This window comes from Cardiobacterium valvarum (assembly GCF_900460955.1).
Taxonomy (GTDB): domain Bacteria; phylum Pseudomonadota; class Gammaproteobacteria; order Cardiobacteriales; family Cardiobacteriaceae; genus Cardiobacterium; species Cardiobacterium valvarum.
Map to the genome: position 1 here is coordinate 721,122 of NZ_UFUW01000001.1, position 16,612 is coordinate 737,733.

The following is a 16,612-nucleotide window of genomic DNA, read 5'->3' on the forward strand; positions in this document are numbered from 1 at the left end:
GTTATTCCTCCTGGGCGAACCAGGTACCGATGTTTTCGCCGTCCAGCACGCGCAGGATGTCACGCGGTTCGCGGCTGTTCATCAGCACCATCTGGCTGTTGCGGGCAAAGACCATTTGTGCGCAGCGGATTTTGCTTGCCATACCGCCGGTACCGTGCGCGCTGCCCGCGCCACCCGCTGAGCGGATGGTAGCGTTGTCAATCAGGCTGACCCGCTGCCGCAACCGGGCGTCAGGATGTTCCGCCGGGTTTTTGTCGTAGAGGCCGTCAATATCGGAGAGCATGATGAGCAGGTCGGCGTTGATGATGTCCGCTACCACTGCCGAGAGGCGGTCGTTGTCGCCGAATTTGGTGATGTGATCCATTTCTTCGACGCTAACCGCATCGTTTTCGTTGACAATGGGGATGATGCGCAGGGCAAAGAGGCTGGCGAAGGCGTTGCGGGCATTGTCGAGGCTGGTGGGGTATTCGACCACGTCGCGGGTCAGCAGCAGTTGCGACACGGTACTTTGGTAGTGGCTGAATATTTGCGCATAGAGGCTCATCATCGCCACCTGACCGACACTGGATACCGCTTGCTGGCGTGGTACTTCCGGCGGCCGCTGTGACAGGCCGAGGACGTTCAGGCCGAAGCCCATCGCACCGGATGAGACCAGTACTACATCTAGGCCGCGCTGGGTCAGGGCGCTGATGACGAAAGCGAGACGGTCAATGCGTTCCAGGCGGATGCTGCGGTCAGGGGCGACCAGCGAGCTGGTGCCGACTTTGATAACGAGGCGTTTTACCGCCGAAAAATCGCGTTGCATGGATGTTTCCTTGGAAAGGGGGGGAGTGGCAGCCTATCACGGGCGTCAGCGTTTTTTGCGGGCGATGAGGATGACGCGTTGCGGTGGCGGCAGGCCTTCGATGGTCGCGCTGAAATCGGGTTGCATGAAGTCGGTGAGCGAGCAGTCGGTGCTCCAGGCGGTTTTGCGCTGTTCGGTGCCGGTGGTGGCCACGGGTGTGCCGCTGTATTCGAGGTCGAGGCCGAGGCGGTGCAGCCAGCGGGTGAGTGCCGCCACGCTCGGCAGGAACCAGACGTTGCGCATGCCCGCATAGCGTTCCGGCGGCATGAGCACGGTTGTCGCGTCGCCATCAACCACCAGGGTTTCGAGGATGAGGCGGCCATCGGCACGCAGGGTGTCGCGCAGTTGGGCGAGGTGTTGCAGTGGTTCGCGGCGGTGGTAGAGCACGCCCATGGATAGGGTCAGGTCGAAGTCGCGCGGGGCGATGTCGTCGAGGGTCAGCGGCAGGTAGGCGCAGTGCTGCGGGCCGAGCAGTTTTTCCAGGGCGAGGTATTGCGCGAAGTAGTGCCAGGAGGGATCGAGGCCGAGGGCGAAGCGCGCGCCCGCGCCGAGCATGCGGTAGAGGAAGTAGCCGTTGCCGCAGCCGACGTCGAGGATGTGCTTGCCGGTGAAGTCCACGCCGGCGGCGAGCAGGCGGGCGAATTTGTCGTCGCTGCGCCATTCGCTGTCGATGTGGACGCCGTAGAGGTCGAACGGGCCTTTGCGCCACGGCATCAGCGCGCGCAGTCCCGCTTCCGGTGAAGGGGCGGTGATGCTGCTGGCACGAACGGTGGCGGTATTGAGTTCGATGGTGGCTGCCGGGTCGTGCGGCAGGGCATGGACGACGGCCAGCCAGTCGGTGAACTGGCCGTGCGGCCTGGTGGCGGCGAGGGCGGCGCGGACGGTTTCATCTGCGGCAGCCAGAGCCGGTTTTTCGGCGAGGGCGTGCTGCCACTGGGCGAGGACGGGCGAAACGGGGCGGTTCACGCGCGGCGTTCCAGCAGCCAGGCGGCGATGGTCGGTACGCGGAAATAGAGGTACGGCGCAGTAAAACCGCTTGATTGTGCGAGAGCAGCGAAGTCGTCTGTACTGATGCCGTGAATATCGGCAGTAAAGCGTTGTTGCATCAGCGGGATGCCGGCGACGGGCATGCCGGCAGCGAGGGTATATTCAATGAGTACGGGCAGTTCGTCGGGGTTGGTCGCGATGACATCGCTGTGCAGCAGTAGGGCGGCGGGTTTGAGGCGGGCAGCGATGTGCTCAAGCAGGCTGCGCTTGTCGGCCGTTTCTGCGATGAAGTGCATGACGAGATGGCAGACGGCAGCATCAAAGGGATCACTCTGCGGCAGGTCGGCAAGGTAGCCGTGGTGGAAGTGGATGCTGGCGATATCTGCGGTTTTGGCACGTGCCTGGGCAAGCATTTCCGCCAGTGGTTCGACGGCGGTAATGTGCCAGGCAGGTTGCTGGCGGTGCAGGGCGAGGATGTCTGCCCCCGTGCCGGCACCGACGACGAGGATGCGCGCGTCTGCGGGCAGACGCGTGGCGAGCAGGGCGGCGGTGGTGCGGTGGAGGGTGTCGTAGCCGGGAACGGCGATGGCAATTTTTTGATCGTAGTTGTCGGCATCTTGCGGGCGGAAATGTGGGGTCATGGCAGGCTCCGGTGGGAAATCGCCACATGATACACATCGTCGCAAATAAACGGGGCGGCTTGCACCGCCCCGTACGGGTTTACAGTGTGACTGCTACGTAGAAGCTGACATCGGCCGCATAGGGCTGCGGCTGGAAGCTGTGGTAATACTCGAAGCAGGGGCGGTTATCCACTTCCAGTTTGGCGCCCACGACCGCTGTCATCAGCTCCTGCCAATATTGGGCGTATTGCGCGGGTTCGGTCACGGTGCGGCGGATGACCGCGTAGCTGCCGCCGGGCAGGGTTTGTTTTTCGATGCCGCCGCCGACGGCGGTATCCGGCGGTACGCTCAGGCAGATGTCGGTACGGCAGCGTTCGACCGGGGTGACTTCGGGGTGGTCGAGGTAGATGAAGATACATTCGCCGTCCGCCAGGCCGTGTGCGCCTGCCCATTGGTAGAGGCGCCCGGTCGCTTCTTCGTAGCCGACGCCGTAGGCACCGGTGACGCGGATGTAAGCCAGGGTGCGCGGGGCGAACTGTTCGGTATGCAAGGTTGTCATGTTGCTCTCCTGTTTGGGTTCGCGCGCAGTGTAAGCAGCGGTGCCGGCCGCCGCGTGTCCGTTTTTGCGCAGGCCGTGTCCGATTTTGCTGTTTTGCAGGGCGCGGCGGTAGCTGGCGAAATCCTGGCAGGTGCGGAGCTCACTGGCGGTGATGCCAAAGTGGGTGCGGAAGGCTTTGGCCAGAGCCTGCGAGCTGGCGTAGCCGTGTTCGAGGGCAAGCGTGGTGATGTCGGCCTTACCGTAGAAGAGCTGGCGGGCGATGTTTTCCAGACGCAGGCGGCGCAGGTAGGCAGCCAGCGTTTCGCCGGTTACGGCGGTGAAGATGCGGTGGAAGTGATACGGCGAGAGGGATGCCAGCGCCGCGATGGTGGTGAGGTTGGGCGGGGCGCGGTAGTGCTGTTCGAGGTAGCGGATGACGGGTTGCAGGCGGCGGTGGTAGTCGGTACTCATGGGGCGACGATGTGGCGCAGGATTTCTGCGGTGAAGTAGCCGCCGACGGTGCCGAGGGTGTAGCCGAGGATGCCGAGCAGCACGCCGACCGGGGCGAGGGCAGGGTGGAAGGCGGTGGCGACGATGGTAGCCGATGAGGCGCCGCCGGTGTTGGCGTTTGAACCGACGCAGAGGAAAAAGAGCGGGGCACGGATGAGGCGGGCGACGGCGAAGACGATGGCGATGTGCACTGCGAGCCACAACGCGGCGACGAGCAGCAGGCGCCACTGGTCAAAAATGCCGTGCAACTGGATTTGCATGCCGATAGCGGCGATGAGGATGTAGATGAGGGCCGTACCAAGTTTGGAGGCGCCGGCGTGGTCGAGGTGGCGGGCGCGGGTGAAGGAGAGGCAGAAACCGGCGAGGGTGACGCTGATGACTTGCCAGAAGAAGGCGCTGTTCAGGCTGTATTCGACGGCCCGGGGGAATTGCGCGAACCATGCCGCAAGCGCGCCGCCCAGCGGATGGGCGAGGCCGACCACGGCGAAAGTGAGGCCGAGCATTTTCATCAGGTCGGGCAGGGTGGTGATGCGGGCGTGTTCGCGTTCGTAGCGCTCAACGGTGTCGATGACGGTGTTGATACCGCTGGTATCGGCGCGCAGCCAGCGGTCAATGCGTGTGGCGTGGCGCGCCATGGCGAGGATGGCGAAGAGCCAGACGGAGGCGAGGGTGGCGTCAATCAGCAGCATGGTGCCGAAGAGGGCATCGTCCACCTGGTAGAGTTCTTTCATCGCCGCCTGGTTTGCTGCACCGCCGATCCAGCTGCCGGCGAGGGTGGAGAAGCCGCGCCAGATGTGTTCGCCGTTCACCCAGTCCGGGGCGATGAAGTGGAAGACGGTGAAGCTGATGATGCCGCCAAGCATGATGGCGAGCGTCGCCGTGAAAAACATCGCCAGCACCTTCCAGCCGAGGCCGATGAGTTTCGGCACATCCATGGAAAGTGTCATAAGAAAGAGGCTGGCGGGGAGGAGGTAGGTGGCGGCGAAGCCGTAAATCTGTTTGCCGAGGCCGGGGGCGAAGACGCCGGCGCTGTTGAGGCCTGCCGGGACGAAGCAGCAGAGGATGATGCCGGGGATGATGGCGTAGAAGCGGCGCCAGAAGGGGTGGGCGCTGTCGCCGGTAGCGAAGATGAGGCCGACGACGCCCATGATGAGGCCGAAGGCGGCGGGCAGGGTAGTGATAAGCGGGGTCATGTGTGAAGTTCGGGTTATAGAAATGGGGCGGCTATTGTAAGGCAAAGTCCTGATGCCGGCTCCGCCAAGCGGCGTAATTGCGGAGTGCGCGTAGGGTGGGCTTCAGCCCACCGAGCAGGCGGAAGCCTGCTTTTTGCGTTCTTGACAATGGTCTGGAAGAAATGCTGCCAAGCGGCGTGGCAGGCAACCCGGCGAGGCGCGTCAACGCGTTTGGATTATTTTCCGGGATGGCCATTGCCTTCGAGCAGGCGCTCGCCGTCCTGACTGTGCAGGCGGGCGAAGACGGCAGAGGAGGTGAAGGTGATGAGGCCGACAGCAGCGAAGGTGTAGCGGAAGGCGATGTACAGATCGCCGTGGCTGACGGCGGGCAGGCTGAGGGTTTTGAGCAGGAGCGCGCCGATGGCGATGCCGAAGCCGGTTGCCAGTTGCTGGTTGACGGCAAGCAGGCTGTTGCCGGCGCTGTTCTGGTCGGGGCGCAGGTCGGCGATAGCGAGGGTATTCATCGTGGTGAATTGCAGCGAGTTGCCGAAACCGGTGATGAAGAGCAGCACGACCCATACCCAGGCCGGGGTGCCGGGCGGGGGCAGGGCAACGGCCATCATCATCAGGCCGAGCAGTTGCGTGTTGGTGATGGTGATGCGGCGGTAGCCGTAGCGGGCGATGACGGCTTTGGTAAAGGGCTTGGCGATGATGGTGCCCACGACGGTCGGCACCATCATCCAGCCCGCGCTGCTAGCGTCGTAACCGAGGGCGAGCTGGTAGAAGAGCGGCAGCAGGAAGGGCATGGCGCCGATGCCGAGGCGGCTGACGAGGTTGCCCGCGAGGCCGATGCGGAAGGTGCGCACCAGGATGAGGCTGATGGGGAAGAGCGGATAGTCGCAGCGGCGGGTGTGGCGCAGGTAGGCAATCCCGCCGGCAAGCGCGAGGAGGAAAAGGAGGGCGGCAGCGACCGGTTCGCCGTGTGGCGCGATTTCCAGCGCCAGCGTCAGTCCGGTCGCCATGCCGGCGATGAGGAGGAAACCGCCGGTATCGAAGCGGGTAATCTTGCCGTACACGTCGGGCATGATGGGGATGGCGAAAAGGATGCCGAGGATGCCGAAGGGGATGTTGATGAGGAAAATCCAGTGCCAGCTTGCGTATTGCACGAGGTAGCCACCGATGAGCGGGCCGAGGATGGGGCCGATAAGCGCCGGGGTGACGGCGTAGTTGATAGCGGTAATCAGCCGCTCTTTTTCATAGACTTTGAGGATGGCGAGACGCGGCACGGGCATGATGATGGCGCCGCCCATGCCCTGGATGATGCGCGCGCCGACGAGCATCGGCAGGTTGGTGGAAATGGCGCAGAGCAGCGAGCCGAGCATGAAGACGATGAGCGCGATGATGAAGGTCTTTTTCGTGCCGAAGCGGTCGGCGAGGTAGCCGCTCGCCGGAATAAGCAGGGCGACGGTGAGGGCGTAGGAGATGACGGCTGACTGCATGTTGAGCGGTGAGACACCGAGATCGGCGGCAATCGTCGGCAGGGCGGTGTTGAGGATGGTGGCATCGAGCATCTGCATGAAGATGGAGATGGCCATCAACAGCGGCAGCCAGCGGGACGGGGTGGGGGTGGTCATAAATCGCGTGAATGTGGTGTTTGCCCGCATTGTAGCAGCATGGCATGAGCAGGGCGGGCGGCGCATTTTCCTTTTGCCGTCTGGGCAAATGTTCTAAAATTGCGACCGCTTACGAGGACGTCATCATTACGTCATGTGGGCTTTTCTCATTTCCGGACTCTTATATGCAAAAACCGACAACCGCCGAGAATTCCGCCAAGCGCGGCAGCTTCGGCCTGAGCCAGTTTTTGGTTGCCGTGACGATCACCACGGTGGCTTATTTCGTCTATTGGGGGCTGGGTTACACCGGCTTCAATCATACCCTCCTCTTCCTGCTAGCCTGCACCTTCGGGCTGTTCATGGCCTTCAACATCGGCGGTAACGACGTCGCCAACTCCTTTGGCACCTCCGTCGGTGCCGGCACACTCTCCATCACCCAGGCGCTCATCGTCGCCGCCATCTTTGAAGTCAGCGGTGCACTTATCGCCGGGAGGGAAGTGACCGACACCATCAGCACCGGCATCGTTGATCTTTCCGTCATCAATATCCAGCCGTTGCAATTCGTTTATATCATGATGAGTGCGCTGATTGCCGCTGCGCTGTGGCTGCTTTTTGCCTCCTACAAGGGCTTGCCCGTCTCCACTACCCACTCCATCATCGGCGGTATCGTCGGCGCCTCCGTTGCCCTCGGCCTCTCCCTGCACAGCGACCAGACCTTCTCGCTGGTGTACTGGCATAAAATCTGGCACATCGTCGCCTCCTGGGTCATCTCGCCCGTGCTTGGCGGCATCATGTCGTGGCTGGTGTATGGGCAAATCAAAAAACACGTCCTCATGCACGGCACGGTTGCTGACCACGTCACCTACTCGCGCCGCATGAAAAGCCTGCGCCCGCGTATCCACCGTCACCTGACCTCACGCCTGACCCAGTTCCAGACCATGCTGCTGGTCAACCCTGACGACGGTGCGCATGCCCCCGGTACCGAAGCGGAAAAAGTCCTCGCCCGCCGCGCCCTGCGCCTGTGGATCCCGCTGATTGCCACCTTCGGCGCGCTGATGGTTTCTTCCATGCTGCTCTTCAAGGGCCTGAAAAACCTCAACCTCGGCCTGAGCGACTGGCAATACAGCCTCGTCATCGGTGTCCTCTGTGCCGCCGTGTGGTTCACCGTGCGCCGCTACGCACGCGGCTTCCGTAGTAGCGAAGTCAGCCGCGCCACCTACATCCTGTTTAGCTGGATGCAGGTCGTGACCGCCTCCGGCTTCGCCTTCAGCCACGGCTCGAACGACATTGCCAACGCTATCGGCCCCTTCACCGCCATCATTGATGTTCTGAAAAATCAGAGTATCAACGATAGTGCCGTGCCGGTGCCGGTCGTCGCCATGGTTGCCTTTGGTGTCGCCCTTGTCGCTGGGTTGTGGTTCATCGGTCGCGAAGTCATCGCGACAGTCGGCACGCACCTTGCCGAAATGAGCCCGGCAGCGGGATTTACTGCCGAACTCTCGGCAGCCATGGTCGTCATGCTGGCGTCTTCGCTCGGCCTGCCCGTCTCCAGCACGCATATCCTCGTCGGCGCCATCCTCGGCATTGGTCTCGTTAACAGAAACGCCAACTGGCGCCTGATGAAGCCCATCACGCTCGCCTGGCTAATTACCGTCCCTGCCGCCGGCATCTGCGCCGCTATCGCCTTCCTCTGCTTCAACAGCTTCTCCTGAACAAAACCCCGCAGCAGCGGGGTTTCTTCATTCCACCGGCACATTCCCATGCAAGACCAGACCCAAGAAACGCTTCGCACCATCCGCAAACTGAAACACACCGAGAGCGCGCAAGAACGCCTGCAAGGCTGGCGCAGCGTCAGCGCCGCGCGCGGCCTCAGCGGCGAATACGCCCTCGCTGCGCGCCTGAACGGCAAAGCCTACACCGAAGAAGAAGCCGACATGGTCGCGGCATTATTTGGGCGCTGAACATGGCTACACCGCTTTACCTTTACCAGCCGCTCAACACCCTGAAGCCTTGGGGTGACGACATCTGGATCGCCGACGGCGGCATCATCCGCATGAAATTCCCGCTGGGGCTCACCATCCCGTTCAGCACGCGCATGACCGTGGTGCGCCTGGCTGACGGCGGTCTGTGGTGCCATTCGCCCATTGCCCCTGATCCGGTACTGCTCGCCGCGATTGACGCTCTCGGGCCGGTGCGCCACCTCGTCTCGCCCAACCGCATCCACTACGCCCATATCCCCGCCTGGCAGCGCCACTATCCGCAGGCGAAAGCCTGGGCCAGCGCCGGCGTACGCGAGCGGGCGGCATCGCAACGTATCAGCGTTAGCTTTGCTGCCGACCTCGGCGCAGAAGCCCCGCCGGACTGGGCGGAGGACATCGCGCAACTGCCTTTTCGCGGCAGCAGCGTGATGACCGAAACCGTCTTCTACCACCGCGCAAGCCGTACCCTTATCCTCACCGACCTCATCGAAAACTTCGAGACCGCAAAATTCCCCAGCCGTTTCTGGGCGGGTGTGATGAAACTCAGCGGCATCGCCGATCCGGACGGCAAAACCCCGCCCGACTGGCGCGCCACCTTCAAAGATAAAACCGCCGCCCGCGCTGCGCTGGCGCACATCCTCGCCTGGCAACCGGAACGCATCATCCTCGCGCATGGCCGCTGTTACGACAAAGACGGCGTCGCCGAACTGCGCCGTGCCTTCCGCTGGCTGGATTGAGGGCCGCGCTGCGCCGTTTTACAGACGTTTGGCCACGGCAGCGCGGGAAACGTAGAGACGTTGCAAGCAACGTCTCAAGAAATCAAAAGCCAGCGTTTATCCCGCTTGTCGGGCCCAACATTTATGCCGCTTGACGGTTTTTTGCCATGCGCAAGGGGCGGTATCAGTCTTCGCCGATGATGTCCGGCTCAATGGCGAGCGTCAGACCGTAGCGGGCATGGATGTCCGTCTGGATGCGGGCGGCGAAAGCGAGGATTTCTGCTGCGGTACCACCGTGGTTGGTGAGGACGAGGGCGTGTTTGTCACTGATGCCGACTTTGCCGTCGCGTACGCCTTTATAGCCGCTTTGTTCGATGCACCAGGCGGCGGGGATTTTCACGCGGCCATCCGCCGCCGGGTAGTGCGGGATGTCGGGGTAGTGCCGTTGCAGGGTGGCGAAGGTAGCGTGGTCGGTAATGGGGTTGTGGAAGAAACTGCCCGCGTTGGGCTCGGTTTTGGGGTCGGGCAGGCGGGTGGCGCGCAGGCGGCGGATGGCAGTGTAGGCGTCCTGGGCGTTGTGGATGGTCGCTGCCTGTTCGCGCAGGCCGGGGTAGGCGGTGTCCGGCTGGCCGCGTTTGGCAAGGCGCAGGGTGATGGCGCTGATGATGTAGCGGCTGCGCCAGTGTTGTTTGTAGTAGCTTTGCCGGTAGGCGAAGCCGCAGGCGGCGGCGGGGATATCTTCGCCTTGCCGGGTGTCGCGGTTGTAGGCGTGGATGGTGTGGACGGCATCGGCGATTTCGCGGCCATAGGCGCCGATGTTCTGTACGGGCGCGGCGCCGACGCTGCCGGGAATGGCGGCAAGGTTTTCGATGCCGTACCAGTTTTGCGCCGCAGTCCAGGCGACGAGATCGTCCCAGCGTTCGCCGGCGGCAACACGCAGGTAGAGATGCTCCTGGTCTTCGCCGGTGATTTGCCGCCCGGTGTAACGCGGGCAGAGCAGGCGCTTACGCACTTCCGCGCGGAAGATGATGTTGCTGCCGCCGCCGAGGATGCGGTCGCCGGGGGCGGTAATGCGCCATTCGTCGGGGTGGTCGATGTGGATGAGTTCGCGCGCGGTGGCGGGGCAGGCGAGGGTGTGGCGCGGGGCGAGGTCGGCGTGGTGTTCGGTTTGCATGGTCAGGTTGGGTTTTGTTGTTTGCGCTTGGCGCTGTATGTCCACCACGGTAAGGCTTCGCCACCGTGCATGTAGTCCACGACGGATTGCAGGACGTCGAGAACACAGGGGTCATGGCGGATGCCATCTAGGGCGCAGAGGGTGTGGTAGAGGGTATCGGCGTTTTTGCCGATGAGGTCTTTGGGATGGTGGATACCCAGGCGGCGCAGGTCTGCGGCACTGGCCGGGCCGATGTTGGGCAGATCGGTGAGTTGGTGCAGGCAGTCGCGGCGGACTTTGGCGGGGTGCATGGGCGGTAGGGATATAAGCGATGGTGGGCTAAAGCCCACCATCGTGGTTAGTCGATGCCGAGTTTTTTAAGTTTGTAGCGCATGGCACGGAAGCTGATGCCGAGTTTTTCGGCGGCTTTGGTCTTGTTGTAGTTGCAGTCTTCGAGGGCTTTGAGCAGCAGGTTTTTTTCCATGGTCTGCATGTAGTCTTCGAGGTCGTCCGGCAGTTGGGCGGCGCTGCGTGGCGGCGGGGTGTAGGTGGCCGCTTCTTGCGGGTAGGGTGCGCTGTCTTCGTCGCGGTGGGGGTAGTGGGGCGGCGGTACGTAGGCAGGCTGTTGCGGCGGGTAGGGGTAGGGCGGTTGCGGCGGTTGGTAGGCGTGGACGGGTTGCGGCGCGGCGGCGGGTTCGTTGTGCGCGGGCAGGCGGTTTTCGTTCACGTGGATGTCTTCGGCTTCGATCATGTTGCCTTCGACGAAGGTGAGCGCGCGTTCGAGGATGTTCTCGAGTTCGCGCACGTTGCCGGGGAAGTCGTAGTTCTCCAGTTTGCGCAGGGCTTTGGGGGTGAGCTGGGCCTCAGGGTAGCCGGAATCGCGCGCGAGTTTGGCGAGCAGGTGGCGCGAGAGGATGGCAATGTCACCGCCACGTTCGCGCAGGGGCGGCATGGTGAGTTCGATGACGTTCAGGCGGTAGTAGAGGTCTTCACGGAATTTGCCTTCGCTGACGCGTTTGGCGAGATCGTGGTGGGTGGCGGAGATGATGCGCACGTCCACGGCTTCTTCGCGGTCGCCACCAATGGGGCGTACGGCGCGTTCCTGGATGGCGCGCAGGAGTTTGACTTGCATGGACAGCGGCAGGTCGGCGACTTCGTCGAGGAAGAGGGTGCCGCCGCTCGCAGCGACGAAGAGGCCGTCCTGGTCCTGGTTGGCGCCGGTGAAGGCGCCTTTTTTGTAGCCGAAGAATTCGCTTTCGACGAGGTTTTCCGGAATGGCCCCGCAGTTGACGGCGATGAAGGCGCCTTCGCTGCGGTTGCTCTGGTGGTGGATGGAGCGGGCGGCGACTTCTTTCCCGGTGCCGGATTCGCCGTGGATGAAAACGGGGGCCTGGGATCTGGCGACGCGGGCGATCATGTCGCGTACGCGCTGCATGATGTCGGCGTCGCCGATGAGTTCGACTTTGCTGGTGGAGCGACCGCCGGTGGTGGTCGGTTTGGTGTTACCCGCACCGCCGTCCGTACCGGGGTTTTCTTTGAGCGCAGCTTTGCAGATGTTGCGCAGTTGTTTGAGGTCGAAAGGTTTGTTGACGAAGTCAAAGGCACCGAGCTTGAGGGCGCGGATGGCAGTGTCCATGTTGCCGTGCGCGGTGATCATGCACACGGGCAGGCCGGGGTAGTGTTTCTGGATGTGGGCAAGGAGATCGAGGCCGTCGCCGTCGGGGAGCTTGATGTCGGAGATGACGAAGTTGAACTGCTCTTCTTTCAGGGCCTTGATGGCGGCTTTGACGCTGTAGGCGCTGGTGCAGGTGATGTCCTGTCCCATGAGGCTCATTTCTATGAGTTCGCAGATGTCGCGTTCGTCGTCAATGATGAGGGCTTTGGTCATGGTTGTATTTCCGGTTTGAGGTTGGGTGTCTGGGGCAGTGTATTCAGGTGTAGTCGTCTCCGTCGTTGCCGCTTGCAAGGTAGCGTTCCATGGTCAGGCGGAAGCAGGCGCCGCTTTCCCGGCGCACGTAAACGATTTGTGCCTGGTTCGCCACGCACATTTCGCGCACGAGGTAGAGGCCGAGGCCGGTGCCGTGCCGTTTGCTGAAGAAGGGTTCGAAGATGCGTTCTTCGTCTTCGGCGGCGACGCCGTAGCCGTTGTCCTGGATGTCGATGTAGAGGAAGCGGCCAACGTCGCCCAAGCGGGTGCGCACGGTGATTTCCACGTCATCGCGGCGCGCATGTTTGGCGGCGTTCAGCATGAGGTTGTGCAGGATTTGTTCGAGGTGGCCGATGTCGAAGAAGACGGCGTAGTCCTGCGTCGCGGCAATGTCAGCGAGGATGGTGGTCGCGCCGGTTTCGTTGTTGGTCTGCGCTTCTTTGATGATGCGTTGCAGGAAGGGGTTTAAGCGGATGAGCTGGGTGTTGCGCGGTTTGTCGGAAAAGAGGTTCAGGATATCGCTGATGATAGTGTTCATTCGCTGGGTGTTGTTGCGGATTTTGCCGGTGAGGAAGTGGATTTTCGGGTCGTCGCTCATTTCTTCGAGGAGATCGGCGGCACTTTGCACGGAACTGAGCGGATTACGGATTTCGTGGGCAATCCCGGCGGTCAAGCGCCCCAGCGAGGCGAGGCGGGTTTCGCGCACGCGCTGGTAGCTTTCGTCAATGCTTTCCAGCATGAGCAGGGTGAGTTGCATGTCTTCGTCGCTGCGCAGGGCATTGAAGCTCAGGCTGTAGCTGCCTTTGCCGATATCAATGGTGCGGCTGTCGTTGTAGCGCATGTGTTGCCAGCGCCCAAAGCGCCGCGCCATTTCCGGCAGCAGTTCACCGAGAGTACGCGGTACTTTGCCCTGTTCGCTGAGACCGAAGATGGTACGTGCCTGGCGGTTCAGGGTGAGGATGGCGCTGTCGCCGCTGACGACGATGAGGCCGTTTTGCATATCCTCAATGATGGAGTCGTTCATTTTGCGCAGTTGCCGGGTATAGCTGCGGTTGAGTTCGGCGTTGATGCGGTTGTCACGACCTTGGGTGGAGAGGTAACTGACGAGGACGGCGAGGACGGCGGTGCCGATGGCTATCAGTGCTGGTTCGCGGTAGAGGTGGGTGTTCTGACTGAGGGCGGTGGCGATGTGGCTCAAGCGGTCGTAGGCATTGAGCGCCCTGAACTGCTGCCAGGGAATTTGTGGCAGGATGAGCAGGCAGCCGCCGGCACCGGTCCAGAGGAGGATTAAGCTGGCGCCGTAGAGGATGCTTTGTCGCAGGGTCAGGGTGAGCGCGGAGAGGAGGATAGTGCTGAGGATGGTCATCATCAGCAGGCTGGTATTGCTGAATGCGCCGAGCTGGATGATGAGGGCGGCCATCAGCAGCAGGTCGAACAGGGCGTTGCTGAGCAGCAACCTGTCGCTAACCGGGTCATGCAGGGAAACGAACCAGTGCACACCGAGGACAGTGATGTAGGTGAGGACGAGCAGCACGAACCAGCTGGTACCGCCGAGGCCGACGCCATGCAGCGGCGAACGCGCCGCCTGATCGCTCAAAATAAAGCCGAGCATGAAAAGGAGTGCCGCGACGATGCGCACAACGTTGAAAACGCGCAGCATGGCGGCGCGGTAGTGCATGCTTTCCTCGCCGGTAATCTTGATGATGCGGCCGGGGTCGTGGAGCGGGATTTGCAAGTCTTCGTTCTTTTTCAGGGCAAGCATGGGGAAAAGCGGGTTCAGCGGGATAAATCACCATAGCGCGACTGGGCGCGGGCGATGGCGACAGTAGCAGCAGTATCGGCGCGCAGGATGCGCGGGCCAAGATGTTGGATGAACCAGCCGGCAGACCGGGCGGCGGCGACCTCATCCGGTGTAAAACCGCCTTCGGGGCCAATCAGCAGACTGAGGTGGTCGGCAGACACAGGGGCGTCAACCGCAGGGACATGATGCGGGGAAAAAATCCAGCGCAGACCATCGGCAGCATCCAGCACGGCAGCAAGCGGCGTGATCTCATCCAGCGCCGGCAGCACCGCCCGCCCGCACTGCATGGCGCTGGCGACAATAACACCTTGCCAGTGCGCCAGCTTCTTGTCGCGCCGCTCGCCCGCTGGCAGTGCCTCGCTGCGCGCGGCGACGACGGGGACAATGCGGCTGATGCCGAGCTCGACAGCCTTCTGCATCACACGATCCATGGCCTCGCCTTTAAGCAGGGCAGCAAACAACGTGAGATGCAGCGGTGATTCATTGCCCGGATTCTCCTGACCGAGGATGCGGACGCGGGTCGCGCGGCGGTCGCAAAAACAAATCTCGCCGGCATAATCAAAACCGTCGCCATTGAAGAGCGTCAGCGCGTCGCCTGCGGCCAAACGCAGGACACGGGCGACATGACGATGCGCATTATCGTCCAGCTCAATCTCCATTCCGGCATGAAGAACCAGCGCCGAAAACACCCGAATTTCCCGCATACAGCTTCCGTTGAGGATGAAAAATATCCGTGATTTAATGACTTATCCATTTTACCCCCACTGACAAAAATTGACACCACATGAAAATTACCAGTTGGAACGTGAACTCGCTGAACGTGCGCCTGCCGCACGTCCTGCAATACCTAAATGAAGCCGCGCCGGACGTGCTCGGCCTGCAAGAACTCAAACAAACCACAGACGCCGTGAACAGCGAAGCCCTCGCCCAGGCGGGTTACCACAGCGCCATCTTCGGTCAAAAAACCTACAACGGCGTCGCCCTGCTCGCGCGCGAACCGCTCACGGACGTGGTCTGCGGCATCCCCGGTTTTGCCGACGAACAGGCGCGGGCGATTGCAGCGACCGTTGGCGACGTGCGCGTCCTCAACCTCTACGTCCCAAACGGCAAAGCAGTCGGCGACGAAAAATACAGCTACAAACTGCGCTGGCTGGACGCCGTCACCGCCTACATTGACGAACTCAAACGCGCGCACGACAAAACCATCATCATCGGCGACTTCAACATCACCCCAGCTGACCTCGATGTGCACGACCCGGACGCCTGGCGCGACAAAATCCTCTGCTCGGCGCCGGAAAGACAGGCGCTTGCCGACATCCTCGCCCTCGGCTACCGCGACGCCTACCGCAACCTGCACCCCGACACCGTGCAATACAGCTGGTGGGACTACCGAATGGGCGGCCTGCGCCGCAACATCGGCATGCGCATTGACCTGACCCTGTGCAGCAACAACCTCGCCCTGCATGATGCCGGTATCGACACCGCGCCGCGCCACTGGGAACGCCCCTCCGACCACGCCCCGGCGTGGGTAGCTATCAAACCCTGAAACCAAGAAAACAACATGACCATAATCCAATTCGTCGCCAGCGTTTACGTCAGCACACTTGGTACTATCTTGGGAACCCCGCAAGTCGAACCCGATCCGGCACTGATCGCGCAGCTCGAACAAGAACGCCCCGCTGCTGTCGGCAAAAACGGCGCGGATGCCCTCTTTGTCCTGCCCAAGGTTCCTACGGTACCGGCACTTCAATGTCAGACAGACAGTACCGATTGCCTTGCTAAAGCGAGACAGAACCTCGCTACCTACCACAAAGAAGCCACACAGCACCAAAAAGCCTGGCAGAAACAGGAAAAAGCCATTGCCGCCCTGCTGCAATATGGACACTTCCGCTACCTTGCCAATTTGGACGCACCGCCTTACGGGCACATGATTAGCGAACGCTTCCGTGCTACTTACCGCTTTGTGGATGGAGAAAAAGAAGCGGCGATGCAAAGCGTCTGCACCGATGCCGCACTTGGGTTGCACTTTATCAACACCGCACACAGCCAAATACTGGATGGCATCATCGGGGCATCCATGATCGGTCGAGACGTGCCCCTGCTTGCTGAAATGCTGGCCGAAAGCCCGGCAGGTACCCATCTGCCCGCTGCCTGCGACGAAGTCAAAGTGCAGCCTGCGGAAAACCTGTCCCTGTGTCCGCGTATGTACGGCGAATGGCGCGGCATGTCTGAACGGTTACAGAATGCCCTGCAAGAAGAGGAGTTGAAGAAAAACGACGAAAAACTCTACAAAGAATCCGGTATAGATCCCAAAACCCACATCATCGCTGCTGGCTTTCGGCAACAAACCCTTGCCTACGCCTTGCATGAAGTCGCGCGTGCCTGTACGGCGGAGGCTAAAGCTGCCGTCGCACGCGGTGAATTGCCCGACCTTAGCGTGAGCATTGAGGCCAAAGCGAAATATTGCAGCCCGTACAACGGCATCTGCATCGCCATAGAAGGGCTAGACTACACCCACTACCAGGCGAGCCTGCTCAACGCCAACCGCTACCTCACCGCGCTGGACTACCTGCGTCACCCCATAGATACCCCACCGGCAGGTTATCACATCGAAAACAACACCCTGACTTTCACCCGCTACCCGATACGCAGAAACGAAGAAGGAATGCAGACCGTCACCCTACCGCTGCCCGGCAGTCGACAGAACAGCACGACAACGGCGCAATAAATGCCGGAACAAAAAATCATGAAA

The 16,612-nt window shown here is 61.8% G+C and carries 16 protein-coding genes; 5 read left to right on the top strand and 11 right to left on the bottom strand.

What is annotated here, in order from left to right; genetic code table 11:
• Nucleotide 1: 1 nt before the first annotated feature.
• The 6 genes from proB to DY250_RS03505 all read right to left on the bottom strand — a co-directional run bounded on the left by proB (nucleotide 2) and on the right by DY250_RS03505 (nucleotide 6,305).
• A complete protein-coding gene (gene proB, locus DY250_RS03480; protein WP_115610934.1) occupies nucleotides 2-805 on the bottom strand; it encodes a glutamate 5-kinase in 804 nt (267 codons plus the stop codon).
• A gap of 45 nt (nucleotides 806-850) precedes the next feature.
• Entirely contained in the window at nucleotides 851-1,810 is a 960-nt protein-coding gene (cmoB, locus tag DY250_RS03485) for a tRNA 5-methoxyuridine(34)/uridine 5-oxyacetic acid(34) synthase CmoB (RefSeq protein WP_115610935.1), read from the bottom strand.
• Nucleotides 1,807-2,472, bottom strand: a complete 666-nt coding sequence (locus DY250_RS03490; protein ID WP_115610936.1) for a class I SAM-dependent methyltransferase — start codon at nucleotides 2,470-2,472, stop codon at nucleotides 1,807-1,809. The genes cmoB and DY250_RS03490 overlap by 4 nt, the downstream gene beginning before the upstream one ends.
• Nucleotides 2,473-2,551: 79 nt before the next feature.
• Nucleotides 2,552-3,460, bottom strand: a complete 909-nt coding sequence (locus tag DY250_RS03495) for an AraC family transcriptional regulator (protein ID WP_115610937.1) — start codon at nucleotides 3,458-3,460, stop codon at nucleotides 2,552-2,554.
• Nucleotides 3,457-4,692 carry a DUF819 family protein gene (locus DY250_RS03500; RefSeq protein ID WP_172542174.1) on the bottom strand — a complete coding sequence of 412 codons (1,236 nt, stop codon included), beginning with the start codon at nucleotides 4,690-4,692 and terminating at the stop codon, nucleotides 3,457-3,459. The genes DY250_RS03495 and DY250_RS03500 overlap by 4 nt, the downstream gene beginning before the upstream one ends.
• A 215-nt stretch (nucleotides 4,693-4,907) precedes the next feature.
• Nucleotides 4,908-6,305 (bottom strand): MFS transporter, encoded by a 1,398-nt coding sequence (locus DY250_RS03505; protein ID WP_245951012.1) that lies wholly within the window; start codon nucleotides 6,303-6,305, stop codon nucleotides 4,908-4,910.
• Nucleotides 6,306-6,469: 164 nt separating this feature from the next.
• Here DY250_RS03505 and DY250_RS03510 point away from each other — a divergent pair, with 164 nt between their 5' ends.
• The 3 genes from DY250_RS03510 to DY250_RS03520 are packed head-to-tail and all read left to right on the top strand — an operon-like array spanning nucleotide 6,470 to nucleotide 9,000.
• Complete coding sequence (locus tag DY250_RS03510) at nucleotides 6,470-7,996, top strand: inorganic phosphate transporter (protein ID WP_115610939.1); 1,527 nt, start codon at nucleotides 6,470-6,472, stop codon at nucleotides 7,994-7,996.
• Between the two features lie 48 nt (nucleotides 7,997-8,044).
• The gene (locus DY250_RS03515) at nucleotides 8,045-8,245 is read left to right on the top strand and encodes a hypothetical protein (RefSeq protein WP_115610940.1); all 201 of its coding nucleotides are present in this window, start codon (nucleotides 8,045-8,047) and stop codon (nucleotides 8,243-8,245) included.
• Between the two features lie 2 nt (nucleotides 8,246-8,247).
• Nucleotides 8,248-9,000: a DUF4336 domain-containing protein gene (locus DY250_RS03520; protein ID WP_115610941.1), complete on the top strand. Its 753-nt coding sequence runs from the start codon at nucleotides 8,248-8,250 to the stop codon at nucleotides 8,998-9,000.
• 163 nt (nucleotides 9,001-9,163) lie between these two features.
• On the opposite strand, the gene murB is transcribed toward DY250_RS03520, so the two are convergent.
• The 5 genes from murB to DY250_RS03545 are packed head-to-tail and all read right to left on the bottom strand — an operon-like array spanning nucleotide 9,164 to nucleotide 14,564.
• The gene (gene murB / locus DY250_RS03525; RefSeq protein ID WP_115610942.1) at nucleotides 9,164-10,153 is read right to left on the bottom strand and encodes a UDP-N-acetylmuramate dehydrogenase; all 990 of its coding nucleotides are present in this window, start codon (nucleotides 10,151-10,153) and stop codon (nucleotides 9,164-9,166) included.
• 2 nt (nucleotides 10,154-10,155) lie between these two features.
• A complete protein-coding gene (locus tag DY250_RS03530) occupies nucleotides 10,156-10,443 on the bottom strand; it encodes a helix-hairpin-helix domain-containing protein (protein WP_115610943.1) in 288 nt (95 codons plus the stop codon).
• Between the two features lie 47 nt (nucleotides 10,444-10,490).
• Nucleotides 10,491-12,020, bottom strand: a complete 1,530-nt coding sequence (locus DY250_RS03535; RefSeq protein WP_115610944.1) for a sigma-54-dependent transcriptional regulator — start codon at nucleotides 12,018-12,020, stop codon at nucleotides 10,491-10,493.
• A 43-nt stretch (nucleotides 12,021-12,063) separates the two neighbouring features.
• Nucleotides 12,064-13,821 carry a sensor histidine kinase gene (locus DY250_RS03540; protein WP_245951013.1) on the bottom strand — a complete coding sequence of 586 codons (1,758 nt, stop codon included), beginning with the start codon at nucleotides 13,819-13,821 and terminating at the stop codon, nucleotides 12,064-12,066.
• A 14-nt stretch (nucleotides 13,822-13,835) separates the two neighbouring features.
• Nucleotides 13,836-14,564, bottom strand: a complete 729-nt coding sequence (locus DY250_RS03545; RefSeq protein WP_115610945.1) for a 16S rRNA (uracil(1498)-N(3))-methyltransferase — start codon at nucleotides 14,562-14,564, stop codon at nucleotides 13,836-13,838.
• Nucleotides 14,565-14,644: 80 nt separating this feature from the next.
• Between DY250_RS03545 and xth the strand changes: the two genes are divergently transcribed.
• Nucleotides 14,645-15,406 (top strand): exodeoxyribonuclease III, encoded by a 762-nt coding sequence (xth, locus tag DY250_RS03550; RefSeq protein WP_115610946.1) that lies wholly within the window; start codon nucleotides 14,645-14,647, stop codon nucleotides 15,404-15,406.
• 15 nt (nucleotides 15,407-15,421) lie between these two features.
• Nucleotides 15,422-16,588, top strand: a complete 1,167-nt coding sequence (locus DY250_RS03555; RefSeq protein ID WP_115610947.1) for a hypothetical protein — start codon at nucleotides 15,422-15,424, stop codon at nucleotides 16,586-16,588.
• The last annotated feature ends 24 nt before the right edge of the window (nucleotides 16,589-16,612 follow it).